General features: G+C 70.2%; 19 protein-coding genes. 15 read left to right on the plus strand and 4 right to left on the minus strand.

Going from position 1 to position 25,188, the window contains the following annotated elements; translation table 11 throughout:
- Positions 1-302: 302 nt before the first annotated feature.
- A complete protein-coding gene (locus AB852_RS17500) occupies positions 303-1,517 on the minus strand; it encodes a trypsin-like serine peptidase (RefSeq protein ID WP_073789372.1) in 1,215 nt (404 codons plus the stop codon).
- 316 nt (positions 1,518-1,833) lie between these two features.
- Here AB852_RS17500 and AB852_RS17505 point away from each other — a divergent pair, with 316 nt between their 5' ends.
- From AB852_RS17505 to AB852_RS17525, 5 genes are all read left to right on the plus strand, one after another.
- Positions 1,834-3,189 carry a diaminobutyrate--2-oxoglutarate transaminase family protein gene (locus AB852_RS17505; protein ID WP_178391065.1) on the plus strand — a complete coding sequence of 452 codons (1,356 nt, stop codon included), beginning with the start codon at positions 1,834-1,836 and terminating at the stop codon, positions 3,187-3,189.
- 322 nt (positions 3,190-3,511) lie between these two features.
- Positions 3,512-5,485: an IucA/IucC family protein gene (locus AB852_RS17510; protein ID WP_079184717.1), complete on the plus strand. Its 1,974-nt coding sequence runs from the start codon at positions 3,512-3,514 to the stop codon at positions 5,483-5,485.
- Between the two features lie 28 nt (positions 5,486-5,513).
- Positions 5,514-6,236, plus strand: a complete 723-nt coding sequence (locus AB852_RS17515; RefSeq protein WP_073789376.1) for a GNAT family N-acetyltransferase — start codon at positions 5,514-5,516, stop codon at positions 6,234-6,236.
- Between the two features lie 153 nt (positions 6,237-6,389).
- Positions 6,390-8,321 (plus strand): IucA/IucC family protein, encoded by a 1,932-nt coding sequence (locus tag AB852_RS17520; RefSeq protein WP_079184788.1) that lies wholly within the window; start codon positions 6,390-6,392, stop codon positions 8,319-8,321.
- 40 nt (positions 8,322-8,361) lie between these two features.
- Positions 8,362-10,338 (plus strand): ATP-dependent DNA helicase, encoded by a 1,977-nt coding sequence (locus tag AB852_RS17525; protein ID WP_073789378.1) that lies wholly within the window; start codon positions 8,362-8,364, stop codon positions 10,336-10,338.
- A 96-nt stretch (positions 10,339-10,434) separates the two neighbouring features.
- On the opposite strand, the gene lexA is transcribed toward AB852_RS17525, so the two are convergent.
- Complete coding sequence (gene lexA, locus AB852_RS17530) at positions 10,435-11,220, minus strand: transcriptional repressor LexA (RefSeq protein WP_073789380.1); 786 nt, start codon at positions 11,218-11,220, stop codon at positions 10,435-10,437.
- A 717-nt stretch (positions 11,221-11,937) separates the two neighbouring features.
- Between lexA and nrdR the strand changes: the two genes are divergently transcribed.
- On the plus strand, positions 11,938-12,483 hold the full coding sequence (gene nrdR / locus AB852_RS17535) for a transcriptional regulator NrdR (RefSeq protein WP_073789382.1): 546 nt from the start codon (positions 11,938-11,940) through the stop codon (positions 12,481-12,483).
- A 166-nt stretch (positions 12,484-12,649) separates the two neighbouring features.
- A complete protein-coding gene (locus AB852_RS17540) occupies positions 12,650-15,547 on the plus strand; it encodes a vitamin B12-dependent ribonucleotide reductase (protein ID WP_073789384.1) in 2,898 nt (965 codons plus the stop codon).
- 228 nt (positions 15,548-15,775) lie between these two features.
- Here AB852_RS17540 and AB852_RS17545 read toward each other — a convergent pair whose 3' ends face one another.
- Positions 15,776-16,312: a TerD family protein gene (locus tag AB852_RS17545; RefSeq protein ID WP_073789386.1), complete on the minus strand. Its 537-nt coding sequence runs from the start codon at positions 16,310-16,312 to the stop codon at positions 15,776-15,778.
- Positions 16,313-16,523: 211 nt separating this feature from the next.
- On the opposite strand from AB852_RS17545, the gene AB852_RS17550 reads away from it, so the two are divergent.
- The 8 genes from AB852_RS17550 to AB852_RS17585 all read left to right on the plus strand — a co-directional run bounded on the left by AB852_RS17550 (position 16,524) and on the right by AB852_RS17585 (position 24,140).
- Positions 16,524-17,129 carry a YdbC family protein gene (locus tag AB852_RS17550; RefSeq protein WP_073789388.1) on the plus strand — a complete coding sequence of 202 codons (606 nt, stop codon included), beginning with the start codon at positions 16,524-16,526 and terminating at the stop codon, positions 17,127-17,129.
- Between the two features lie 165 nt (positions 17,130-17,294).
- A complete protein-coding gene (locus AB852_RS17555) occupies positions 17,295-17,954 on the plus strand; it encodes a histidine phosphatase family protein (RefSeq protein WP_073789391.1) in 660 nt (219 codons plus the stop codon).
- Positions 17,955-17,966: 12 nt separating this feature from the next.
- The gene (locus AB852_RS17560; RefSeq protein ID WP_073789393.1) at positions 17,967-18,899 is read left to right on the plus strand and encodes an ADP-ribosylglycohydrolase family protein; all 933 of its coding nucleotides are present in this window, start codon (positions 17,967-17,969) and stop codon (positions 18,897-18,899) included.
- 702 nt (positions 18,900-19,601) lie between these two features.
- Entirely contained in the window at positions 19,602-21,185 is a 1,584-nt protein-coding gene (locus AB852_RS17565) for a DUF4153 domain-containing protein (RefSeq protein WP_425444174.1), read from the plus strand.
- Between the two features lie 111 nt (positions 21,186-21,296).
- Complete coding sequence (locus tag AB852_RS17570; protein ID WP_073789395.1) at positions 21,297-21,557, plus strand: hypothetical protein; 261 nt, start codon at positions 21,297-21,299, stop codon at positions 21,555-21,557.
- A gap of 167 nt (positions 21,558-21,724) precedes the next feature.
- Positions 21,725-22,363: a TetR/AcrR family transcriptional regulator gene (locus AB852_RS17575; RefSeq protein ID WP_073789397.1), complete on the plus strand. Its 639-nt coding sequence runs from the start codon at positions 21,725-21,727 to the stop codon at positions 22,361-22,363.
- A 337-nt stretch (positions 22,364-22,700) separates the two neighbouring features.
- Positions 22,701-23,402, plus strand: coding sequence for a ribonuclease HII (locus AB852_RS17580; RefSeq protein ID WP_073789400.1), 702 nt, complete (start codon positions 22,701-22,703; stop codon positions 23,400-23,402).
- A gap of 69 nt (positions 23,403-23,471) precedes the next feature.
- Complete coding sequence (locus AB852_RS17585) at positions 23,472-24,140, plus strand: hypothetical protein (RefSeq protein WP_073790375.1); 669 nt, start codon at positions 23,472-23,474, stop codon at positions 24,138-24,140.
- 244 nt (positions 24,141-24,384) lie between these two features.
- Here the strand turns inward: AB852_RS17585 and AB852_RS17590 are convergent, their stop codons facing one another.
- A complete protein-coding gene (locus AB852_RS17590) occupies positions 24,385-25,026 on the minus strand; it encodes a hypothetical protein (RefSeq protein WP_073789402.1) in 642 nt (213 codons plus the stop codon).
- Positions 25,027-25,188: the final 162 nt, after the last annotated feature.

The raw sequence follows: 25,188 nt of genomic DNA on the forward strand, positions 1-25,188 counted from the left end.
GTCGTCGTCGGGCGGACAGGGATTCCGCCTCCGGCAACCCCGGCACCCCGGCGCCCACCGGGCCCCGGCACCCGGCACCCGGCACCCCGGCGCCACGACGGGGTGGTGCTGATCCCGGGGGACCAAGCACCACCCCTTCGCCTTCCAAGGCCAAGCCGTGCTTGCCGGATGGGTGTGGCGTCCATTCCGTCCAGGCCCGACAGCCTGCCCGGGTCCGTCACCGCCGGATGCCGGATACCAGCCGTCGGACGGCTATGGCTACGGCTACGGCTCCCGACTGCCGGACACCGGCCGTCGGGAGGCTACTGACCGGCGAACTTCTTGCTCACCGCGTCGTACACACCCTTCGCCTCCGTGCCCAGATTCGGCCCAGCGAGCCAGCCGGCCGTCACCGGGCCGATCGAGGTGTTGGAGACAAGGGCGGGCTGACCGTCGGAACCCTCCGCGATCCAGCCACCGCCGGAGGAGCCGCCCGTCATGGTGCAACCGATCCGGTACATCGTCGGCTCGTTCGCCGAGAGCGACAGCCGTCCAGGCGTGTCGGGGCACTGGAACAGCTTCTGTCCGTCGAACGGTGCCGAGGCGGGATACCCCTTCGCCGTCACGCTCCCGATCTCGGACGCCTCCGGGGCGTCGAAGTCGACCGGCAGCGCCGCGCCCACCGTCTCCTCCAGCGATCGTCCGTCGCCGCCCTCCTCGGGCGTCACATGCAGCACCGCGAAGTCGTACGGGGCGCCCTGCCCACCGGTCGGACCGCCCTGCTCGATCCACTGCGTCGACGTCTGCGCCCAGTTGGACCACCACACACCGAGCGGAGCGACCTCCTCGCGGGCCGCGCTCTCCAGCTCCGCCGACGACTTGCCGTTGTTGTTGTACGACGGCACGAACGCGATGTTCCGGTACCAGCCGCCGCTCTTGCCCGCGTGGACACAGTGCCCGGCCGTCCAGACGAGGTTGGACTTGCCCGGGTTCGCCGGATCCTTGACGACCGTCGCCGAGCACACCATGGAACCGTCGGGGCCGTCGAAGAACACCTTGCCCGCCTCGGCCGCACCCGTCCGGTACGGCGCGGTCACCGGCTGCGCGTCCACCGGCTCCGGCGTCGGATCGGTCACCCCCTGGTCGTCGGAGATGTCGCCCTCCTCGACCCCCTGGTCGGGCTGCTCGGCGTCACGCATCCGATCCGGGTCCCACAGACCGTCGATGATGGGGTTGACGTAGTCCTGCGCCTCGCGCAGCCACTTGTCCTTGTCCCAGTCCTTCCAGGCGCCGTCCCGCCACTTGTCCAGATCGATCCCATGATCCTTGAGACGGTTCTTGATGTCGTCGGGTATCTGGATCTTGCCGTCGTCGGCGGCCTGGCCGGTCTGCTGACCGCCCACGGTGTCGTCCTCCGAACCGCAGGCCGTCGCGGTGAGCGCGAGGGCCGCGCCCAGTGCGACCACGGCCGTCAACGGCCTTCTACGGCGCGCGCCCCCTTCACGGCGCGCGGTGAAGAGCGGGCGTATGGATCGCATGGTGTGACTCCCCCTGGCTTCGGGTCCTGTGTACTGCCGAGTGCGGCGTCCGGTGGACCGGACGAACGGCGCCATGAGTGACGCCACCTGCTCCGATACAGCCGAACGGCCCCCCACACTATGCCGGTGCGGTGGGGGACGGCCGACGGAACCGCAACGGTTCCGTCACGGCAAGGATCTTCCGATCACCCGTGATCCCCGGCAACTCCCGTCGTTGGTACGTACGGGGGACTCGCTGACGGCGTTCATCCCCCTGCCCACCCGCCGCCCCGGCGGGCAGACGACATCCGTAGCGGGAGGAACAACAGCCGTGGCCATGACCGAGCCCGCGCCCTCGGCGGTGACCACCGCCCATGAGGGCATCCTCCGCAGACAGTCGGCCCGGGAATCGGCGGCACGCACCTACGCCCGTGCACTGCCGATCGTGCCCGTCCGGGCTCGGGGACTGACCATCGAGGGCGCCGACGGGCGGCGCTACCTCGACTGCCTGTCCGGAGCGGGCACCCTCGCCCTCGGCCACAACCATCCCGTCGTCCTCGAAGCCATCCGCAAGGTGCTCGACTCCGGTGCGCCCCTGCACGTCCTCGATCTCGCCACCCCCGTCAAGGACGCCTTCACCACCGAACTCTTCCGCACCCTGCCCGAGGAGTTCGCGCGCCGGGCCCGAATCCAGTTCTGCGGCCCGGCCGGTACGGACGCGGTGGAAGCCGCCCTGAAACTCGCCCGGACGGCCACCGGCCGCGACGGACTCCTCGCCTTCACCGGCGCCTACCACGGGATGACCGCGGGGGCGCTCGAAGCGTCCGGCGGCGCACGCGACGTACGGGTGACCCGGCTGCCCTATCCACAGGACTACCGCTGCCCGTTCGGGACCGGCGGACCTCACGGCGCCGAACTCTCCGCGCGCTGGACGGAGTCCCTTCTCGACGACAGCAAGTCCGGTGTCCCCCGGCCCGCCGCCATGATCCTCGAACCCGTCCAGGGCGAGGGCGGTGTCATCCCCGCCCCGGACGACTGGATGCGCCGGATGCGTGCCGTCACCGCCGCCCGCGACATCCCCCTCATCGTGGACGAGGTCCAGACCGGGGTCGGCCGTACCGGAGCCTTCTGGGCCGTCGAGCACAGCGGGGTGACGCCCGACATCATGGTCCTCTCCAAGGCGATCGGCGGCAGTCTGCCGCTCGCTGTCATCGTCTACCGGGACGACCTCGATGTCTGGGGACCGGGCGCCCACGCCGGCACCTTCCGCGGCAACCAGCTCGCGATGGCCGCGGGCACCGCCACCCTCGCCCATGTCCGCGAGAACGGGCTGGCCGAACGCGCCGCGCAGCTCGGTGCCCGGATGCTCGCCCAGCTCCGGGCCCTCGCTGCCGAGCAGCCCTGCATCGGTGACGTCCGGGGCCGTGGCCTGATGATCGGGGTGGAACTGGTCGACCCTGCGGCAGCGGTGCTCACCGCCCCGGGACCACCACCCGCCGCCCCCGAACTCGCCGCAGCCGTCCAGCGCGCATGCCTGCGCCGCGGTCTGATCATCGAGCTCGGCGGCCGGGACGCCAGTGTCATCCGCCTTCTCCCGCCTCTCAATCTCACCGACGAACAGGCGTCCGCCGTGCTCGACCGACTGGCCGACGCGATCACCACCACCGCCCGCACCCTGTCCACCGGACGCTGACCAGCCATGCCCCCGAGCCTCTCCCCACCTGCCCGCTCACTCCACGACCAGGCACCCAGGGCCCGGACCTGAGCCCCAGAGATCACGCCCAGGCCGGCTCCAGGGAGCAGGCCGGCCCAGGGTCGGACCGGCCTCAGGTCCAGGTCGGCCCCAGGACCGGTCACGCGGTCCGGCGCACCGGGAGCCGGCGCATGTAGCTCGTCCCGACTGCCCCACCCCCACCCCCGCCCCGCCGCATTCCCGGACCCCCGCAGGAAGCCAAGAAGACTGAGTAACCGGGCCCGTCGTCGCACAGGCCGGACAACCCTCCAAGGAAGCCCTCGTGAACGCCAACCCCGCACCCGATCACCCTCCCCACCTCTCGGTACGGGGCCGGAGCGCCGTACCGTCCCTGTCGGTGGCGGAGCCCCGTACGGTTCCCCGGCAGAAGGGGGGAAGCCACGGGACGGAACGGCTGCGTGGTGCCACCGCCGACCTGCTCGACCACCCCGACCCCTGGATCGCCGCCCAAGCCGCGGCCACCGAGAACCTCCTTCGCTGCTGGGTCCGGGAGCTGAATCTGACCGCCCCCGCACACGGCGTCCTGCGTATCCCCCTTCCGGCGAGTGCCACCGCCCTTCTCGTCGCCGTCCGGTACTGGTCGGCCACCGGATGGCACCGCTTCGGCCCGCCCTACTTGGAAGGCGCCCCCGAGACGGCGCCGCCCATCGACGCGGTGACGCTGGCCGCACTCCTCGGCCGTGAAGCACCCGGCCACACGGACACCACGGACCTCGCCGGACGGGTCGCGGACTCGGTCCGCCGCACCTCGTCCTTCGTCACCGACCGACGGCACCGACCCGAGGACGGCCCCGACACCTTCCTCGCCGGCGAGCAAGCGCTGCTGCTCGGACACCCCCTGCACCCCACCCCGAAGAGCCGCGAGGGCCTCTCGGACACCGAATCGGATCGCTACTCACCCGAGCTGCGCGGCTCCTTCCCCCTGCACTGGCTCGCCGTCGCCCCTTCCGTGCTGGCCGGTGACTCGGCCTGGACCGAACGCGGTCGCGCCGTCCCCGCGCCGCAGCTCACCGCCCGTCTCGCCGGTACCACCCTGCCCCTGCCCGACGGCTGGGCCGCGCTCCCCCTGCACCCCTGGCAGATGCGGGAGCTCACCCCGCGTCCCGATGTCGCGGACCTCTTCGACTCCGGACTCCTGCGCGACATGGGCGCCCATGGCCCGGCCTGGTTCCCCACCTCCTCCGTGCGAACGCTCTACCGGTCCGGCGCCGCCGCCATGCTCAAACTGTCGCTCGGACTGCGGATCACCAACTCCCGCCGGGAGAACCTCCGCAAGGAACTCCACCGCGGAGTGGAAGTGCACCGACTGCTCCGCAGCGGACTCGCCGAGCAGTGGCAGACGGCCCACCCCGGCTTCGACATCGTCCGAGACCCGGCCTGGCTCGGTGTGACCGGAACCGATGGACAAGCCGTGGCCGGACTCGATGTGATGATCCGCCACAACCCGTTCACCAGCGATGTCGCCGCGATCTGTGTAGCTGGGCTTGTCTCACCCAGGCCCACAGGCCACACCACCGACCGGCCCCATGACCAGCCGACCGCCCGGGACAGCATCGGACCGCTACCAGGAACCCCTGGCCGGACCCCGGACCCCTCCGCCGGCCCGATGCGCTCCCGACTCGGTGAGATCATCACCCGGCTCGCCGGACGCACCGGCCGACCACGCGGAGCGGTGGCCACCGAGTGGTTCCTGCGGTACCTCCACCATGTGGTCCGTCCGGTGCTGTGGCTCGACAGCGAAGCGGGGATCGCCCTGGAAGCACACCAACAGAACACCCTCCTGCTGCTGGACCACGACGGCTGGCCCATCGGTGGCCGGTACCGCGACAACCAGGGCTACTACTTCCGCGAGTCGCGCCGCGCCGAACTCGACCGCAGACTCCCCGGCGTCGGGGAGCAGAGCGACACCTTCGTCGCGGACGCCGTCGCGGACGAGCGCTTCGCCTACTACCTCGCCATCAACAACGTCCTCGGTCTGATCGGCGCCTTCGGGTCCCAGCGGCTCGCGGACGAGCGACTGCTGATCGCGGCCTTCCGCCGCTTCCTCACCGACGCCGCCACAGGACCCACCCGACTGCGCTCCTCCTTGCCACCACTGCTGTTGGACTCCCCGGTCCTGCGCTGCAAGGCCAACCTGCTGACCCGACTGCACGGCCTGGACGAACTCGTCGGCCCGGTCGACACCCAGTCCGTCTACGTCACACTCACCAACCCCCTTCATCTCTGTGGAACATGACCGCTCCCTCCGCTGAGAGGACGCCACCGTGCCACCCACCGACGCCCAGCCCGCACCCGGTGTCGACCCGGTAGGGGAGACTCTCGACCCTCGCACCCCCCGTTCCGTGCTCCGGCCCGGACAAGGACCCGACGGTGCGACTCCGGCGACAGCACCTGCTGGCGACGACCTCCTGAACGGTCTGGCCGACTGGTGCCCCGCCACCACCCCGGCAGGCAGCTTCCGGCTGATCCCCGTCTCGCTCGGCCGGGACCTTCCGCTCATCACCCACTGGATAAACGCGCCCGCTGTCGACGCCTACTGGGAACTCGCCGGCCCCCCGTCCGTCAGCGAGCGGCATCTGCGCCCCCAACTCGACGGTGACGGACGCAGCGTCCCCTGTCTCGGCGTCCTCGGCACCACCCCCATGAGCTATTGGGAGATCTACCGGGCCGACCTCGATCCGCTCGCCGATCACTACCCCGCCCGTCCTCATGACACAGGTGTTCACCTCCTCATCGGGGGAGCCATACGACGCGGACGCGGGCTCGGCTCCTTGCTGATCAGGGCCGTCGCCGACCTCATCCTCGACCATCGGCCCGCCTGCTCCCGGGTGGTCGCGGAGCCGGATCTGCGCAACATCCCCTCCGTCACCGCCTTTCTGCGAGCGGGGTTCCGACTCACCGCCGAGGTGGCCCTCCCCGACAAACGAGCCGCATTGATGGTCCGGGACAGATCCCCTGACGATCCGCTGTGCCCCCATCACTCCTAGTACACCGCCCGACCCGATCCGGTTCCGCCCCGAGGAGCACCCGTGCCGAGTCCGTACGCCGAACAGCCCTCCGGCGCCGTAGTCCCGCCGACCGTCCCACCCGAGCTGACCAGCGAGAACTGGGCCCGGGTGGGCCGACGCCTGCTGGCCAAGATGCTCGGGGAGTTCGCGTACGAGGAGATCATCCGGCCGGTGCCGGGCGTGGACCCTGCCCCGCTCCCGGGCCACGGAACGTCACCGGTCCAGGGATTTCTCCCCGGCGGGGAACCCCTGGCGGGCCACGGCACGCCGCCCGCTCACCACGGCTCGCCGTCCGCCCGCATGTCGTTCCCGCACCACGGACCCGTGCCACCCCCGCGCACCGACGACGACCTCCACGGCGACATCGCCCCGCCCTACCTCCTGCCGGACCGCGCCGAGCGATTCGCACCCTTCACCCTGGTCCTCGACGCGCCGACCACCCACCTGACCTTTCACGCCCGCCGCTACGCCTACGACAGCTGGCAGGTGGACCCCGAGACGATCACCCTCACCGAGGCCGGGGCGTGGCCCAAGCCGTTCGGTGATCCGCTGTCGTTCCTCGCCCGGGCGCGCAAGACCCTCGGGATCGACGGCGCGACCCTCGGCCATGTGATCCGCGAACTGACCGCCACCCTCGCCGCCGACGCACGGCTCGACCACTTCGCGCTCTCGGCGGCGACCCTCGCGGACCTCTCGTACGCGGACCTCGAAGGGCACCAGACCGGTCACCCCTGGCTCGTCCTCAACAAGGGCCGTATCGGGTTCTCGGCCACCGACACGAAACGCTGGGCCCCGGAAGCCCGCACCCCGGTCACCCTGCCGTGGCTCGCCGTCCGCCAGGACCTCGCCACATACCGGGGCGTGAGCGGCCTCGACAGGGCCGCCGACCTCTATGCCGCGGAGCTGGAGCAGCAGACCCGGGACACGTTCGCCGCGACCCTCCGGGCCAGGGGGGTCGATCCGTCCGGCTACCTCTATCTGCCGGTGCACCCCTGGCAGTGGGACGACATCGTGCTGACGCTCTTCGCCCCCGCGGTGGCCGCCGACGCGATCATCCCGCTCCCCACCGACGGTGACCAGCGACTGCCCCAGCAGTCCATCCGCTCGTTCCTCAACGTCACCCGACCCGACCGGCACACCCTCAAACTGCCGCTGTCCGTCCTCAACACCCTCGTCTGGCGCGGGCTGCCCACCGAACGCACCCTCGCGGCTCCCGCCGTCACCGCCTGGATGCTGGGGCTGCGGGACTCCGACCCGTTCCTACGGGAGGAGTGCGGCGTGGTCCTGCTGGGCGAGGTCGCGTCGGTCACCGTCGAGCACCCCGTCTACGACACCCTCCGGGAGGTGCCGTACCAGTACAAGGAACTGCTCGGCGCGATCTGGCGCGAACCCCTCGGCCGGCACCTCGCCCCGGGCGAACGCGCCCGTACCCTCGCCGCACTGCTCCACACCGACCCCGGCGGCACGGCCTTCACCGCGGAACTCGTCGCCCGCTCCGGCCTGCCCCCGCACACCTGGCTGCGCCATCTCTTCGCCGCCCTGCTGCCACCGCTGCTGCGGTTCCTCTACAAGTACGGCACCGTCTTCTCACCGCACGGCGAGAACGCCATCGTGATCTTCGACGAGCGGGACGTCCCGGTCAGGCTCGCGGTCAAGGACTTCGTGGACGACGTCAACGTCAGCTCCGAGGCCCTGCCCGAGCACGCCACCATGCCCGACGAGGTCCGCGAGGTGCTTCTCACCGAGCCGCCCGGATACCTGATCCAGTTCATCCACTCCGGGCTCTTCGTCGGCGTCTTCCGCTACCTCGCGCTCCTGTGCGAACAGCAGCTCGGTGTGCCGGAGGCCGACTTCTGGTCACTGGTACGGGCCGAGATCCTCCGGCATCAGACCCGCTTCCCGGAACTCAAGGAACGGTACGAGACGTTCGACCTGCTGACCCCCGAGATCGCCCGCCTGTGCCTGAACCGGAACCGACTGCACCTCGACGGCTACCGGGACCGCGCCGAGCGCCCCCACGCCGCCGTCCACGGGACCGTGCCCAACCCGCTGAGCGGCACGTGACCGGCGCGTTGTCAGTGGTGCCCCGTAGGCTGGTCGGCCTATGACGAAGCCCTCACTCCCCGACCTCCTGCATGCCGCCGTCGACGCTGTCGGCGGTACGGAGCGCCCCGGCCAGGTGACCATGGCCGAAGCCGTCGCCGAAGCTGTCGACGACGGCTCCCACCTGCTGGTCCAGGCCGGTACCGGCACCGGAAAGTCCCTCGGCTATCTGGTCCCGGCCCTCGCCCAGGGCGAGCGTGTCGTCGTCGCGACAGCGACCCTGGCACTCCAGCGGCAGCTGGTGGAACGCGACCTTCCGCGTACGGTCGACGCGCTGCATCCGCTGCTGCGCCGCCGCCCGGAGTTCGCGATGCTGAAGGGCCGGTCGAACTATCTGTGTCTGCACCGGCTCCATGAGGGCATGCCGCAGGACGAGGAAGAGGGCCTCTTCGACCAGTTCGAGGCGGCGGCACCCACCAGCAAGCTCGGCCAGGACCTGCTGCGGCTGCGCGACTGGTCCGGCGAGACCGAGAACGGCGACCGCGACGACCTCACCCCGGGCGTCTCCGACCGTGCCTGGGCACAGGTCTCCGTGTCGTCCCGGGAGTGCCTCGGCGCCTCACGCTGCGCGTACGGGGCGGAATGCTTCGCGGAGATGGCCCGGGAGCGCGCCAAGCTGGCCGAGGTCGTGGTCACCAACCACGCGCTGCTCGCCATCGACGCCATCGAGGGTGCCCCGGTGCTGCCGCCGCACGAGGTGCTGATCGTCGACGAGGCCCATGAGCTCGTCTCCCGGGTCACCGGTGTCGCCACGGGCGAGCTGACCCCCGGCCAGGTCAACCGTGCCGTCCGCCGCTGCGCGAAGCTCGCCGACGAGAAGGTCGCCGACCAGCTCCAGACCGCCGCCGAGGGCTTCGAACGGGTCATGGAGCTGGCGCTGCCGGGTCGTCTGGAGGAGGTCCCGGAGGACCTCGGATACGCGCTGATGGCCCTGCGGGACGCCGCGCGGAACGTCATCGTGGCGCTGGGCTCCACACGCGACAAGTCCGTGCAGGACGAGGACGCCGTCCGCAAACAGGCCATCGCCTCCGTCGAGACGGTCCACGCGGTCGCGGAGCGGATCACCCTGGGCTCCGAGTACGACGTGGTCTGGTACGAGCGGCACGACCGCTTCGGGGCCTCTCTGCGGGTCGCTCCGCTGTCGGTGTCCGGGCTGCTGAGGGAGAAGCTCTTCGCCGAACGCTCGGTGGTGCTCACCTCCGCGACACTCAAACTGGGTGGCGACTTCAACGGCGTGGGCGCCTCCCTCGGACTCGCGCCCGAGGGCACGGCGACCGCCGAGGGCGATCAGCCCGTCTGGAAGGGCATCGACGTCGGCTCGCCCTTCGACTACCCCAAGCAGGGCATCCTCTATGTCGCCAAGCATCTGGCCCGGCCCGCCCGTGACGGCGACCGCGCCGACATGCTGGAGGAGCTCACCGACCTGATCCAGTCCGCCGGTGGCCGCACCCTCGGGCTCTTCTCCTCGATGCGCGCCGCGCAGAACGCCGCCGAGGAACTGCGCTCGCGCATCCCCGAGTACCCGATCCTTCTCCAGGGCGAGGAGACACTGGGCGAGCTGATCAAGAACTTCGCGGCAGACCCCCGGACCTGCCTGTTCGGCACGCTGTCCCTCTGGCAGGGGGTCGATGTGCCGGGCCCGAGCTGCCAGCTCGTCGTCATGGACAAGATCCCCTTCCCGCGTCCCGACGACCCGCTGATGAGCGCGCGCCAGAAGGCGGTGGAGGAGGCGGGGGGCAACGGCTTCATGGCGGTGGCCGCCACCCACGCGGCGCTGCTGATGGCCCAGGGGGCGGGTCGTCTCGTCCGGGCCTCCGGCGACCGGGGGGTCGTCGCCGTCCTCGACTCCCGGCTCGCCACCGCTCGCTACGGCAGCTACCTCAAGTCGTCGCTGCCCGAGTTCTGGTACACCACGGACCGTGATCAGGTACGTCGCTCGCTCGCGGCGATCGACGCGGCGGCGGACGACGCCAAATAGCCGACCAGCGTTCGCGGGCAAGAACAGACCCCGGAACCAGGCGCAGGAGGTTCCGGGGTCGGCCAGGGGGAGTGGGCGTGTGGCCCGGGGGAACGGTCAGACGCGTCGGAGTACTGCCACGACCTTGCCGAGGATCGTCGCCTCGTCGCCGGGGATGGGCTGGTACGCGGAGTTGTGCGGCAGCAGCCAGACGTGGCCGTCCTCGCGCTTGAAGCGCTTCACGGTCGCCTCGCCGTCCAGCATCGCGGCGACGATGTCACCGTTCTCCGCGACGGGCTGGCGACGCACGGTCACCCAGTCACCGTCACAGATGGCCGCCTCGATCATGGAGTCACCGACGACCTTGAGCACGAAGAGCTCACCGTCACCCACGAGCTGCCGGGGGAGGGGGAACACATCCTCGACGGACTCCTCGGCGAGGATCGGGCCACCGGCCGCGATCCGGCCGACCAGCGGGACGTACGACGCGGCCGGCTTGCCCGCGGTGTCCGTGGGCTGCGCGGTCGACTGGTCGGACCCCCGTACCTCGTACGCGCGCGGGCGGTGGGGGTCACGGCGCAGGAAACCCTTGCGCTCCAGGGCCATCAGCTGATGGGCCACCGATGAGGTGCTGGAGAGGCCCACGGCCTGGCCGATCTCCCGCATGGACGGCGGATAGCCCCGCCGCTGCACGGAATCCCTGATCACCTCGATGACGCGGCGCTGCCGGTCGGTGAGGCCCGAGCTGTCCGCGCGGATGCCTGGAGGTCGCCCGGGAAGGGAGCGGGCGGGCTTGGGCCCCTCCGGGTTCGTGGCTGCGTCTGTCATGGCGTGCACCGCCTCAAGTCGGCCCCGGGTACGGTCCTGGGCGGTGATCGTGGCGCTGTTTGCGGTGGTGGTCATCTCGGCGGCCCCTCTCGAATGTGCTCTCCCTAGCTAGCCAACGGTAGTTGCTTTCGAAAGGTTGCGCCAAACACACGTTCGAGTGAAAAACCGGGGAGAGACTGACGCGATCGCATGTCCAGGTGTATGGACGACAGTCGGTCGCTTGAGCGGCCCGACGTGGCCCCCGCCGCGCTTCACCGCCGGGGCGGGCTCGCGCGAGGGCTCCGTACCGGGCCTCAGTCTGCCATCCTGGTCGGCGTCGGCAAGGAGGCGCCCCTGTCCTCGGACCGGGGCCCGGGGTCGCTACGGTGGGTGGGGTCCGGACGTCGGTCACTCTGTGTGGCCGCCGCCCCGATCGGGGAGTGTTTCGCCCTGTCCGGTCGGCCCGTGCCGCCCGGAGCGGTCGTCCCCGATCCGGTGGAGTGCGGGCCGAGGTGCCGTGCCGGGCCGAGTGCCGCCCGATGGCGGCCGGTCATGGGGGCGGTGCGGTGGCGCGCGTCCTGAATGCCCGTACTGGGGCGGCCGGCCTCGCCGGGAGGCTGTCGGATCACGACACGCGCAGACGGCGAATTGCGGCCAAACCCCAGATCTAGTGGTTGGATTGCGACAGCAGCCCAGAAGTTGTGGTCCCGAGGTCTTCGCCTCTCCGGTCATCGCCTATGCTGGGGGCTGCTTCGAGGGACCTGCGGGTTCCGCGAGGCCATGGAGACGTGCCGCGAAGGAGGCTTGGACGTAATGCACTGCCCCTTCTGCAGGCACCCCGACAGCCGTGTCGTCGACAGTCGTACGACCGACGACGGTACGTCGATCCGCCGACGCCGTCAGTGCCCGGACTGCTCCCGTCGTTTCACGACAGTGGAGACGTGCTCACTGATGGTGGTCAAGCGCAGCGGAGTCACCGAACCCTTCAGCCGGACGAAGGTCATCAACGGCGTGCGCAAGGCATGCCAGGGACGGCCCGTCACGGAGGACGCCCTCGCCCAGCTCGGCCAGCGGGTCGAGGAAGCGGTGCGGGCCACCGGGAGCGCCGAGCTGACCACCCACGACGTGGGACTGGCCATACTCGGCCCCTTGCAGGAACTCGACCTCGTCGCCTATCTGCGTTTCGCGTCCGTCTACCGGGCGTTCGATTCGCTGGAGGACTTCGAGGCCGCCATCACCGAGCTGCGGGAGCAGCCGGACCGCTCACCCGCCGCAGGCGCGGGGGCGGAGGCCGAGGCCACCGGGCGCGCGGCGGGGCGGACGGCGGACGTTCCCGCACCCGCCACGGCCAGCGGCTGACACACACGCCGGACCGGGTGGGGTCACCCGGGGCGACCGGACGGTCGACGGCGACCACAGATCTGCCGGGGGCGGCACAGTGACGCCTCCGGTGCGTACACATCACACCGTGCCACGGGAAGAACGAGGCACTTCAGGGCGTTATCGCCCGATACAGGGAGGCGGCATGACAGAGACGGCGAGCGGCCCGGCGCGGGGTTCCCGTGCCAAGGGGGCGAAGGCCACCAAGGGGCTGCGTATGGAGCGCATCCACACCAGCCCGGGTGTGCACCCGTACGACGAGGTGGCCTGGGAACGCCGTGATGTCGTGATGACCAACTGGCGCGACGGCTCGGTCAACTTCGAGCAGCGTGGCGTCGAGTTCCCCGACTTCTGGTCGGTGAACGCGGTCAACATCGTCACCAGCAAGTACTTCCGCGGTGCCGTGGGCACTCCGCAGCGTGAGACCGGTCTGCGGCAGCTCATCGACCGCATCGTGAAGACGTACCGGAAGGCCGGTGAGGACTACAAGTACTTCGCCTCTCCCGCCGACGCGGAGATTTTCGAGCACGAACTGGCTTACGCCCTGCTGCACCAGGTGTTCAGCTTCAACTCTCCGGTGTGGTTCAACGTCGGTACCCCTCAGCCGCAGCAGGTGTCCGCCTGCTTCATCCTGGCCGTCGACGACTCCATGGAGTCGATCCTCGACTGGTACAAGGAAGAGGGAATGATCTTCAAGGGCGGCTCCGGGGCGGGTCTGAACCTGTCCCGCATCCGTTCCTCCAAGGAACTGCTCTCCTCCGGCGGCAACGCCTCCGGCCCGGTCTCGTTCATGCGGGGTGCCGACGCCTCCGCGGGAACGATCAAGTCGGGCGGCGCCACCCGTCGCGCGGCCAAGATGGTGATCCTCGATGTCGACCACCCCGACATCGAGAACTTCATCGAGACCAAGGTCAAGGAGGAGGAGAAGATCCGCGCCTTGCGTGACGCGGGCTTCGACATGGACCTGGGCGGCGACGACATCACCTCCGTCCAGTACCAGAACGCCAACAACTCCGTCCGGGTGAACGACGAGTTCATGCGGGCCGTCGAGAACGGCGACAAGTTCGGCCTCCGCGCGCGGATGACCGGCGATGTCATCGAGGAGGTCGACGCCAAGTCCCTCTTCCGCAAGATGGCCGAGGCCGCGTGGGCCTGCGCCGACCCGGGCATCCAGTACGACGACACGATCAACCAGTGGCACACCTGTCCCGAGTCCGGTCGTATCAACGGCTCGAACCCGTGCAGCGAGTACATGCACCTGGACAACACGTCGTGCAACCTCGCCTCGCTGAACCTCATGAAGTTCCTGAAGGACGACGGTCAGGGCAACCAGTCCTTCGAGGCCGAGCGTTTCGCCAAGGTCGTCGAGCTGGTCATCACCGCGATGGACATCTCCATCTGCTTCGCCGACTTCCCGACCCAGAAGATCGGTGAGAACACCCGGGCCTTCCGCCAGCTCGGTATCGGCTACGCCAACCTCGGCGCCCTGCTGATGGCCACCGGTCACGCGTACGACTCCGACGGTGGCCGGGCCCTCGCCGGTGCGATCACCTCCCTGATGACGAGCACCTCGTACCGCCGCTCCGCCGAGCTGGCGGCCGTGGTGGGCCCGTACGACGGGTACGCGCGCAACGCCGAGCCGCACCAGCGGGTCATGCGGCAGCACGCCGACGCCAACACCAAGGCCATCCGCGTGGACGACCTGGACAGCACGATCTGGGCCGCCGCCACGGAGGCGTGGCAGGACGTGATCCGCCTCGGCGAGAAGAACGGCTTCCGCAACTCGCAGGCGTCGGTGATCGCCCCGACCGGCACCATCGGTCTGGCCATGTCCTGCGACACGACCGGCCTGGAGCCCGACCTGGCCCTGGTCAAGTTCAAGAAGCTCGTCGGCGGTGGGTCGATGCAGATTGTCAACGGCACCGTGCCGCAGGCCCTGCGTCGGCTCGGCTACCACGAGGAGCAGATCGAGGCGATCGTCGCCCACATCGCCGATCACGGCGTTGTCGTCGACGCTCCCGGTCTGAAGCAGGAGCACTACGAGGTGTTCGACTGCGCCATGGGCGAGCGCTCCATCTCCGCGATGGGCCATGTCCGCATGATGGCCGCTATCCAGCCGTGGATCTCCGGCGCTCTCTCCAAGACCGTGAACATGCCCGAGTCCGCCACCGTCGAAGAGGTCGAGGAGATCTACTTCGAGGCGTGGAAGCTGGGTGTGAAGGCGCTCGCGATCTACCGCGACAACTGCAAGGTCGGTCAGCCGCTCTCCGCGAAGAAGAAGGAGACCGCGAAGGCCGAGATCACCGAGAAGACCGAGGGCACGATCCGTGCCGCGGTCGAGAAGGTCGTCGAGTACCGCCCGGTGCGCAAGCGGCTCCCGAAGGGGCGTCCCGGCATCACCACGTCCTTCACCGTGGGCGGCGCCGAGGGTTACATGACCGCCAACTCCTACCCCGACGACGGGCTGGGCGAGGTCTTCCTCAAGATGTCCAAGCAGGGCTCGACCCTCGCGGGCATGATGGACGCCTTCTCCATCGCGGTCTCCGTCGGCCTCCAGTACGGGGTGCCGCTGGAGACGTACGTCTCGAAGTTCACCAACATGCGCTTCGAGCCCGCCGGGATGACCGACGACCCCGATGTCCGGATGGCGCAGTCGATCGTCGACTACATCTTCCGACGGCTCGCGCTGGACTTCCTGCCCTTCGAGACGCGCTCCGCGCTCGGCATCCACTCCGCCGAGGAGCGTCAGCGTCATCTGGAGACGGGCTCGTACGAGCCCACCGAGGACGAGGTCGACGTCGAGGGTCTGGCCCAGTCGGCACCCCGCCAGACGGAGCCCCTGAAGGCGGTCGTGACCCCCAAGGCGGAGTCGCCGGCCGTGCAGCCCGCTCCTCAGCAGGCGCACACCAGCGCCGAGCTGGTGGAGATGCAGCTCGGTATCCAGGCGGACGCACCGCTGTGCTTCTCCTGCGGGACGAAGATGCAGCGCGCCGGCTCGTGCTACATCTGCGAGGGATGCGGCTCGACCAGCGGTTGCAGCTGACCGTGTGAGGTCCGGACCCGCCTCGGCGGGGCCGGACCGGGCCGGTGGGGCGGGGAGCACACGACGATGTGCTCCCCGCCCCACCGGCATTCCCGAGCGGTTTCCGCCCTGGGTGCCGAGGCCTTCCGCTCCGGCCGCGGTGACCCGTTTATGCGATGCCGGTCGGCTGTGCGATGCCGGTCGGCGCGGCCCACCGCTCACGCCAGACCGCCGTGGACGACGAACGGCTCAGGGGTTCATCACTCGGCCCATCTGCTCCGCGAACGACGCCGGATCGGCGTCGAACCCCTGGACGATCCGGCGGTACTGCCAAGCACCCGAGGAATCCCGGGTGAACTCGGCCACCGTCGTCGCGTTCCGCTCCCGGACCTCGACGAAGTCGTGCTGGGCGATGTCCGTCGGGCCGGTACGGATACGGACCGAGGCGTTCACGATGTCGCCGAAGGTCAGCTCCTGGGCGGGCTGCTGGATGGCGACCCCCACGACCACGCGCTCGAACCTCGGGGCGAGCCGGTCCAGTTCGAGGATCATGACCTCGTCGTACCCGAAGCCCTGGCCGGTACGGCTGTCACGGTTCAAGGTGATCGTGCCGTCCGGCGAACGGCTGCCGAAGTACACCAGGTACTCGGGGGAGCCGTAGGGCGCGTCCTTGGCGTACGCCGCCGCGATGATGTCGAGATCGTGCGCGGACGTACCTGCGGGACTCGGGTCCCACCGGACGCCCACTTCCACTTTCGCGAGCCCCTTGTTGAGTCCGCCGCTCACCAGTTCCCCCTCCGGTCGAGGTCAACTTCCGCATGCCATGTCTGTGTTGCCCTCCATGGTGCCACGCACCACCGACAGTGCCCGGTCGGATACCGCACGCGCAGGGGCGTGAGCGGTGAAGGACCCGCGTACCCCGCTCACGGGAGGACCGAGGGGGCGCACTCCACCGGAGCATGGTCCCCGCCACGCTCCGCGGCCTTACCATGGCGCGGTGCTGGTCAAGTGGATTCGCTGCACCGTCGTCGACCGTCGTGGTTTCGAACGAGGGCAGCGGAAATGGGCGGGGCTTCTCGGTGAGCCGGGGTTCCGGGGGCAGGGCGGCGGCTGGAGCCGGACCCGGCAGGGTGTCGCCCATGTCTTCTCGTTCTGGGAGAGCCGTGCCTTCTACGACTCGTTCATGGCGCGCTCCCATGACCGGCTGGCCGCCTCTCAGGCCGGGACGTTCACGAACGCGCAGGTCAAGCTGTTCGACCACCGCTTCGATGTGAAGACCGGATTCGAACCCCGCTTCACGGAATGCGATCTGCTGCGGGTGGCCCATTGCCGGGTGCACGCCGAACGGGCCGAGCATTTCGCGCTGATGCAGGAGAAGGTCTGGAACCCCGCCATGGCTGGTTCGCCGGGCATGGTGCGCGGTCTGTTCGGTGAGGCGCCGGGCAGCGAGTTCCTGATCCTGTCCATGTGGCAGTCCGACGCCGAGCACGGCAAGTACCGTGCCGAGCGGGTGGAACGACTTTCCCTGCGCGCGCAGACGGAGGCTGATGTGGCCGCGCTGAGCGGGGACATCGTGGACATGGAGAAGGGATGGACCGTCTGACCCGGGGCTGCGCCCGACGAGAGGAGCCCGACAGGGCGGCCCCACCTGTGTGAACGTTTTCGGCCACCGCCGGCTCGGGAACCGTTCGGACGTCCCCGCGGAGGACGACCCGCCGCGCGACCCCCGGACAACCCCTCGAACGGCGAAGCGATCTAGGGTTTCCGTATGGTACGACCACGCCGCATCGTTCTTGTCCGGCACGGGGAGTCGGAGGGCAACTCCGACGACACCGTCTACGAGCGTGAGCCCGACCACGCACTGGCCCTGACCCACACCGGGCGACGGCAGGCGGAGGAGACGGGCAAGCAGCTCCGGGACCTGTTCGGTCCCGAGCGTGTCAGTGTGTACGTGTCCCCCTACCGACGCACCCATCAGACACTGCGCGCCTTCGATCTCGCCCCCGGGTCGATGCGGGTCCGAGAGGAACCGCGACTGCGCGAGCAGGACTGGGGCAACTGGCAGGACCGCGAGGACGTACGCCTCCAGAAGACCTACCGCGATGCCTACGGCCACTTCTTCTACCGCTTCGCCCAAGGCGAGTCCGGGGCCGATGTGTACGACCGGGTGGGCGCCTTCCTGGAGAGCCTGTTCCGCAGCTTCGAGGAACCGGACCATCCGCCCAACGTCCTGCTGGTCACCCATGGACTGACCATGCGGCTGTTCTGCATGCGCTGGTTCCACTGGAGCGTCGCCGAGTTCGAATCGCTGTCCAATCCCGGCAACGGCGAGGTCCGGGTCCTGGAACTCGGAGCCGACGGCCGGTACACGCTGAACCGCCCATTCGAACGCTGGCGAGAGCCGGAACCGTACGGAATCACCGGATAGAGTGATGAAGACATGACCGCTGCCACCGAACCCGAACAGCGCCTGGGGCGAGCCCTCGCCAGTCTGCGCGGCCTCTCCGTGGGGGACGCGCTCGGCTCCCAGTTCTTCGTCCCCGCGAACCATCCCCTCCTGAAGCGTCGTGAACTGCCCGCAGGTGACTGGCAGTGGACCGACGACACCGAGATGGCCTGCTCCGTCGTCACCGTGCTCGCCGCTCACCAGCGCGCCGACCAGGACGCGCTGGCGCTGTCCTTCGCCGAGCGCCATGACTTCGACCGTGGCTACGGCCCCGCCGTGAACAGGCTGCTGAGGCTCGTCCGCGAAGGTGGCGACTGGCGTGAACTGGCCGCCGCCCTCTTCGAGGGTCAGGGCTCCTGGGGCAACGGCGCCGCCATGCGGATCGCGCCTCTCGGCGCGTGGTACGCCGACGATCCCGAACAGGCGACGCACCAGGCCGAGATCTCCGCCTACCCCACCCATCAGCACCGCGAGGCCGTCGTCGGCGCGATGGCGGTCGCCGCAGCGGCCGCCCTCGCCGCGGCTCCCTCGGGGCCGCCCACCGCCGAGGAACTGCTCGACGGTGTCATCGCCCTGATGCCGCGCAGCGCCGTGGAAGCGGGACTGAGGCGAGCCCGGGACATGCTCGACTACGGCGACCCGGGCACCGTCGCCGCTGTCCTGGGGTGCGGCCGACGGACCAGCGCCCATGACACCGTCCCGTTCGCCCTGTGGTCGGCCGCCCAGGGCCTCCGCGACTTCGAGGCCACGTTCTGGCAGACCGCACAGGTCGGCGGGGACGTGGACACCACCTGCGCTATCGCTGGGGGAGTGGTGGCGGCCGCGGCGCCCGGCGCCCCGCCCGCCGCGTGGCTGGAACGCACCGAACCACTGCCCGGCTGGGTACCTCTTCGGCTGCCCGGCTCGGACGGCGTCCCGAGCACGTAACCCCACCGCCCGAAGCCAACCTGGCACGCTCCGGTGCCCCCGCTCGCACGATGGCCAGGGCTCCGCATCGTGTCGCGGCCCCGCGGCTCGGTACTCGCTGTCGCCACCCCGGCAGGGAGATGCCGTGGCGCGACGGGTCGGTCGGCCGGCCCACGGGCCGGACGCGTTGCCCGGAGTTGTGCACGATCAGCCTTCGCCCTGCCATCCTGGCCTCCCACCCCTGGCGACACTTTCACCGCATCGTTTCCCCGCCCCCTCCCAGGGCCTTTCGCCCCACCCGTACCAACTGTCACGGTCGTGCCACAGGGTGGTCTCCCACCGTTTCCCCGACCCGGTCCGCGTCCTACGCTGGCGCTCGCACGTCTGTCGATCATGGATGGCGTGCTCCGTATGAGGACCTGCTCCCCACTGCTTCGGCGTCACACGTGTGCCGGGAGCGGAGTGGAGGGGCCCGTGACCGAGAAGCCTGTGCCGTCCGATCGGCCGGAACCCGCTGATTCCAAGAAGCCACCCGGGACGACCGTGCGCTCCGGGCCCGTCGCGGCGGACTTGCCGCTACCCGGGCCAGGGGTCTCCCCGGCCGTCTCCGAACCGGCGCCGGCGCCCGACCCCGCGACCCCCGGTGCGCTGTCGGCCACGGACCCGATCGTTCCGAAAGGGGCCACTGCCGCGAAGGGCGCGCCGAACGAGGACCCATCCGCCGTGCCCCGTCGTGCATCGGCCAGGACCACGTCCCCCCAGGAGCAGTCGCCGGTCGGGCACTCCCTCCCTTCGCGGCCCGGTCGGAACCATCCGCAGGTAGCGCCCCTCGATCAGAGGATCGCCGCACTGCGTGGCGACCCACCCGCCGCGATCCGCGCGGCCACCTTGTGGGCCGTCCTCGCCACCGGTGTCCTGAGCACGCTTCTGCTGGGTGACGGCATCGGCCTCAACCTCCTGATCGTCGCGCTACCGGCGTCGCTCGCCGCCTACTACGCCGCCGAGCAGGCGGGGAGGCGGGCGCGCCCCTGGACCTTGCTATGGGGCGTCGGCGGGGTCGCCCTGCTCGTGGTACCCGTGCTCCGTGACGCGGCATGGCCCTCCTTCCTCGCAGTCGCCACGGCGTTCGGACTCGGGGCACTCGCCCTGCACGGTTCGCGCACCTGGGCGGGAATCGCGTTGAGCGCCGTGGGCCTTGTCGAGGCCGTACCTCGTGGACTCGTCTGGGGCTGGCGCGGGCTGCGTGCCCGAACGGGCGACACCTCCAGCCGGGTCGGTCCCGCGCTACGTGTCTTTGGAGTCACGGCCGGATTGCTGCTCGTCTTCGGGGCGCTGTTCAGCGCGGCCGACGCGGCTTTCGCCGACCTGCTGGGCAGCCTGGTGCCCGACACGTCCCCGTCCGACGGACCGATGCACCTCCTTCTGCTTGCCGCAGGGCTGGCGGGCGCTCTGGGGGCTGCCTACACGGCCGCCGCTCCGGTGAAGTGGGACAAGGTCTCGCCGACTCCTTGGCGCGCTCGTGGCCGGGCGGAGTGGGCCTTGCCCCTGCTGGTGCTCAACGCGCTCTTCGCCGCGTTCAACGCCGTCCAACTCGCCGTGCTCTTCGGTGGCTACGACGCGGTTCTGGACAAGACCGGCCTCTCGTATGCCCGATACGCCCGCCAAGGCTTCTGGCATCTTCTTCTCGCCACCCTCCTCGTGCTGGTCGTGATCGTTGTCGCCCTGCGCTGGGCGCCGCGCGGTGGACCGCGTGATCGCGCACTCGTCCGGGGAGTGCTCGGAACCCTCTGCGTTCTCACGCTTGTCGTGGTCGCGTCCGCGGTGCGGCGGATGGACATGTACGTCGAGGCATACGGTCTGACCCGGCTGCGGATCTCGGTCGTGACGGTCGAGCTGTGGCTGGGTGTCGTGATCCTGCTGATCATGGCGGCCGGTGTGTGGGGCGCGCGGTGGCTTCCGAGGGCCGTCGCCGCCAGTGCCGCCTTCGGAGTACTGGCCTTCGGACTGGTGTCCCCGGACGCCCTGATCGCCGAGCGCAACGCCGAACGCTATGAGGAGACGGGCAGGCTCGACCTCCAGTACGTCAGGGAGCTCTCCGCCGATGCCGTCCCTGCCCTCGACTCATTGCCCGAGCCGCTTCGCTCCTGTGCGCTTCAGGTGATCGACGAGGATCTGCGGTACGAAGACGATCCCTGGCACGCCACTAGCCTTGGTGTGGTCCGGGCGCGCGCCGTTCTCAAAAATCGCCCGGTGAAGGCGACATGGGAACAGTGCCAGGAGGCGGCACACGCGACGGCGTATCGGTGACGGGTGGCAGCGGAGCGGGTGGTCGGCAACAGAGCCGACCGTGGCCCCGGCCGCGGTGACAGCTCTGCCGGATCTCTTCTGCGGACCTTGGCCGACTCGGCCTGGAGGAGCATGGCCAAGGCGGCTACGGCGATCGCGGGGCCGAGCACGCTGATGACCTGGGCGAGATCCGGGGTGAGGAACCTCCACGCATCCTGGGCGCGGGGCAGGGCGATAGCGGAGCTCACGACGGTGGCGGCCAGCATGGTCATGAGCTGGCAGGCCGCGATCGCCATCGGAGCGGGGCCCCGGCGCCCGAAGGGGCGTCCGGCACCCGGCTTCGCGGAATGGTTCAAGGGAAAGATCGGCATGAATGAGTCCCCCGGAAAATAGTGAACGCCCTCGTTCACTGTTCTTCCACCGTAGGGAGGTCGCGATAGTGAACGCAAGCGTTCACTGGGGATGTCCCTCGTTCGGGTTACCCGCACCCGCACCCGCACCCGCACCTTCCGCCCGCCCACAGCCCTTCCGCCCGCCCACGGCCCTTCGGAGACTTGAAGATGGACAGTTCGCGCCGACCCGACAGCCCTGCCCCGGCCGGCCCCTCCCGCCGCCGTGGCGCGGTCCTGGAACACGCGATCCTCGAAGCGGTCCTCGCGCAGCTCGGTAGCGTCGGATGGAGCGCGCTCACCATGGAGGGGATCGCCGCCGAGGCCCACACGGGCAAGGCCGCGATCTACCGCCGCTGGCCGTCCAAGGAGGATCTGGTCGCCGACGCCCTCCGGGTCGCGCTGCCGATGTTCCATGGCGCGCCCGACCTCGGAGGCGTGCGCGACGATCTGCTGAGTCTCTGCCTTCGAATGCGCGAGGTCATGTACTCACGATCCGGGATGGCCTTGCGTTCTGTGATTCACGAATGCGATGCGGCAGCCGCGGACCGGTTCCACTCGGTGATCGACGAAGGTGTGGTCGAGCCCGGCGCGAGGCTGATCAAGGAAGTCATCTCCCGTGGTGTGGAACGTGGAGAGGTCCGACCCGAAGCTCTGGACGACTACGTCTGCGATGTCATCCCCGCCCTCATGATGTACCGATCCAAGATGTGCGCGAGCGAATGGACGGAGGGTGAACTGACGCGGATGATCGACCGGGTCATGGTCCCGCTGCTACGTCCCACGGACGCCTGGCGGCAGCGGAGTTGAGCTATCGGCCCCGATTCGGGGTGCGGTGCCGGCCCTGGGGCGGCACCGTCGGTCGCGCGGTTACGCCCCTCGTCTTCACGCGGGCGGGTGGTCATCCGGTCACGCCCCATGCGGCCGTGCCGTCGGGCGGCTGGGGCGCCCACGCTCCCATGCGTCGGGTGGTCAGGGTGTCCGCAGCACAGCTGGCAGCCTCCGATCAGCCCTGGTGAGGCGTGGTCGGCCCGCGGTCGCGACGTCCGGCGTCGCTCCGTCCGGTCGCGGAACGGCCATCGGTATCGCGGTTGGCCGGGACCGGTGTGTCGGCGGGTGAACCGGGCGGCGTAGGCTGACAGACGTCATGGCATACGAACCACCCACGCACACCGTCGAGCGCTCACTGCGCGCCACCACGGGAGCGAAGGTCATCGCGGGTGTCGACGAAGTGGGCCGCGGGGCCTGGGCCGGACCTGTCACCGTCTGCGCGGCGGTCACCGGACTGCGGCGCCCCCCGGACGGCCTCACGGACTCCAAGCTGATCACCCCCAAGCGGCGCGCCCCGCTCGCCGCCGAGTTGGAGAGCTGGGTCACCTCCCATGCCCTCGGCCACGCCTCGCACGACGAGATCGACGCCATGGGCATGACGGCCGCGCTGCGGCTGGCGGCCGTACGCGCGCTGGAGGCGCTTCCGGTGCGACCCGACGCGGTGATCCTCGACGGCAAGCACGACTACCTGGGCGGGCCTTGGCGTGTGCGTACCGTGATCAAAGGCGACCGCTCCTGCGTCGCCGTGGCCGCCGCGTCCGTGATCGCCAAGGTGCGCCGCGACAAAATGATGGCCGAACTGGGGGTCGACCATGCAGACTTCGACTTCGCGGCCAATGCCGGTTACCCGTCACCGGTGCACCAGGCCGCGCTGGCGGAACGGGGCCCCACCCCGTACCACCGGCTGACGTGGGCGTATCTTGATGCGCTGCCCCAGTGGCGGCATCTCAAGAAGGTCCGCAGCTGGGCGGACGAAAGCGTTCCGGAGATCGAGGGGCAGCTCGGCTTCGACTTCTGATCGTTCTCGCTCGCACTCATGTGCCACCCGCCGACGCGAGCCGCACCGGCGTTCGTTAGATATCAGTTCATTCCTCTCATTCCCGAGGAGCCTCAGATTCACGAGAGTGCCCAGGGTCCCCGCGCCACTCCGGCCAGCGGCCGTACCGCGCCGACCCCTCGTCCCGTACCCGGTCCTCGTCCCGTGGCGCCACCCCGCCCCGGCCGTCCGGGTCCGCTGCGGCCCACGCCACCCGCGCAGCGCACGCCGCGCGAGTCGTCGACCGCCGAGCCGGGGCCGTCCGCCCCGGTCGCGACTGCCGCCGTTCCCGGGCAGTCGGCCCCCGCACCCGCTTCCCGGGCGTCGGCCACTCCTCAGCTCCAGCTCATCCCGGCCTCGGCCGAGGGTGCGCTGGACGCCGCTGAGGAAGCCGTCGACCTGCTGCTCGACTCCGGTCGGACCCCGAGTGAGATCCTGGTGATCACCACCGGCGATCCGCACCCCTGGGCCGCGCACGAGTTGTCGTTCGGTGAGCACGCCTACTGGGCACAGCACGACGCGGGCGAGGATGTCTTCTACGCCGACGCGGCTGCCCTCGACCGGGCCGCGTCCCGGCCGGTCGTGGTCGCCGCTGTCAATGGCGGTGCCGACTCCGTCGCCGCGACCGCCCTGCCGCTGGCCTTGGCCAAGGCGGGCGCTCTGCTCATCGTCTGCGGTGAGGCCCAGCGCGTCAACGCGATCCTGGGCGTCGGCGTCTGACCGGTTCCGGTGTCCGCACCCGGGAGTTCGCCGGGTGCGGACACCGGAACCGGCTGTACGTGTGTGACTCCCGGGTTCCGTGCGACGGCGCGGCCGGGCCCGATGTGCTCGTTGATCGGCCGTGGCCGGATATGTGCCTTGCCTCGCGTCCTTCGGGTGCCCGCGCGGTTCCCTCGGGTCCACGACCTGGTGGGCGGGTGAGGTCGCCGTGCTCGGAGGCCTCACCGCCCTGGTTGTCGCGGTCTCAGCGGGCCGCCGCGCGGCGCAGCAGATCCGAAGCGGCGCCACCGGCTCGTGGCTGAGGCGGAGCGAGATCCGTGACGAAGTCCTGCGACGACGACAGGGAACTCGGGCGACGGCCGCCACGGCCCTCACCGAGAACCTGCCATCCGTCACGGGTCAGCGTGATGTACGCCCCGCAACGCAATCCATGCAGGGTGCACGCGTCGCGCAGTCCCCACATCCAGGCACCGTCCTCCTCGGTCCAGCGGGCGTCTCCGTCCCGGCAGTAGAGCAACACCGCGGTACGGACCGGGGTACGGCGCCGGAGATCGTGCGGGATCACCCGGCGGAGCTGGGCGAGCAGGGCGTTGCGGAACACCCACCCGTCCGCCGTCGGGGCGCGGCGGGTGAACGACGCGCTGGCGTTGAGCCGTTCATCCGGGTCGAGGACCGCGACGACCGCGGTGGCGGGTGTCGGACGGTGTCGGGCGTGGAGCCCGCTGACGACCTCGCGCGGATTGCGCAACAGCGGAATCCCGGCCTCTGCCCATTCGGCGGGTTCGAGCATCCGGGCGAGTTGGTTGGCGGCGTCGGTCGGCATGTTTGCACGCGTCGGGGACGCAGACATCGATGCCGCCTTGGACGGAGCGAATCCGAAGGTCACGGCCCTCCCTTCGGCTACGCGCCCACACACTGGGGGCGGGGTCGGACGTGGGGGAGCGCACCACGGCGAAACCCTCTTGGGTGACGGGCGAGCCGCAGGGGAGCAATGCCAATTCTTCCCGTCGTATTGGCTTGCGGCAACGAGCAATTGGGACTGTCGACC

It is taken from the genome of Streptomyces uncialis (assembly GCF_001905345.1).
Taxonomy (GTDB): Bacteria; Actinomycetota; Actinomycetes; order Streptomycetales; family Streptomycetaceae; genus Streptomyces; species Streptomyces uncialis.

Coding starts and splice junctions, on each gene's coding strand:
- AB852_RS17500 (WP_073789372.1), bottom strand. CDS start 1,517: ATGCGATCCATACGCCCGCTCTTCACCGCGCGCCGTGAAGGGGGCGCG.
- AB852_RS17505 (WP_178391065.1), top strand. CDS start 1,834: ATGACCGAGCCCGCGCCCTCGGCGGTGACCACCGCCCATGAGGGCATC.
- AB852_RS17520 (WP_079184788.1), top strand. CDS start 6,390: ATGCTCGGGGAGTTCGCGTACGAGGAGATCATCCGGCCGGTGCCGGGC.
- AB852_RS17525 (WP_073789378.1), top strand. CDS start 8,362: ATGACGAAGCCCTCACTCCCCGACCTCCTGCATGCCGCCGTCGACGCT.
- lexA (WP_073789380.1), bottom strand. CDS start 11,220: ATGACCACCACCGCAAACAGCGCCACGATCACCGCCCAGGACCGTACC.
- nrdR (WP_073789382.1), top strand. CDS start 11,938: ATGCACTGCCCCTTCTGCAGGCACCCCGACAGCCGTGTCGTCGACAGT.
- AB852_RS17540 (WP_073789384.1), top strand. CDS start 12,650: ATGACAGAGACGGCGAGCGGCCCGGCGCGGGGTTCCCGTGCCAAGGGG.
- AB852_RS17555 (WP_073789391.1), top strand. CDS start 17,295: ATGGTACGACCACGCCGCATCGTTCTTGTCCGGCACGGGGAGTCGGAG.
- AB852_RS17560 (WP_073789393.1), top strand. CDS start 17,967: ATGACCGCTGCCACCGAACCCGAACAGCGCCTGGGGCGAGCCCTCGCC.
- AB852_RS17570 (WP_073789395.1), top strand. CDS start 21,297: ATGGCCAAGGCGGCTACGGCGATCGCGGGGCCGAGCACGCTGATGACC.
- AB852_RS17575 (WP_073789397.1), top strand. CDS start 21,725: ATGGACAGTTCGCGCCGACCCGACAGCCCTGCCCCGGCCGGCCCCTCC.
- AB852_RS17580 (WP_073789400.1), top strand. CDS start 22,701: ATGGCATACGAACCACCCACGCACACCGTCGAGCGCTCACTGCGCGCC.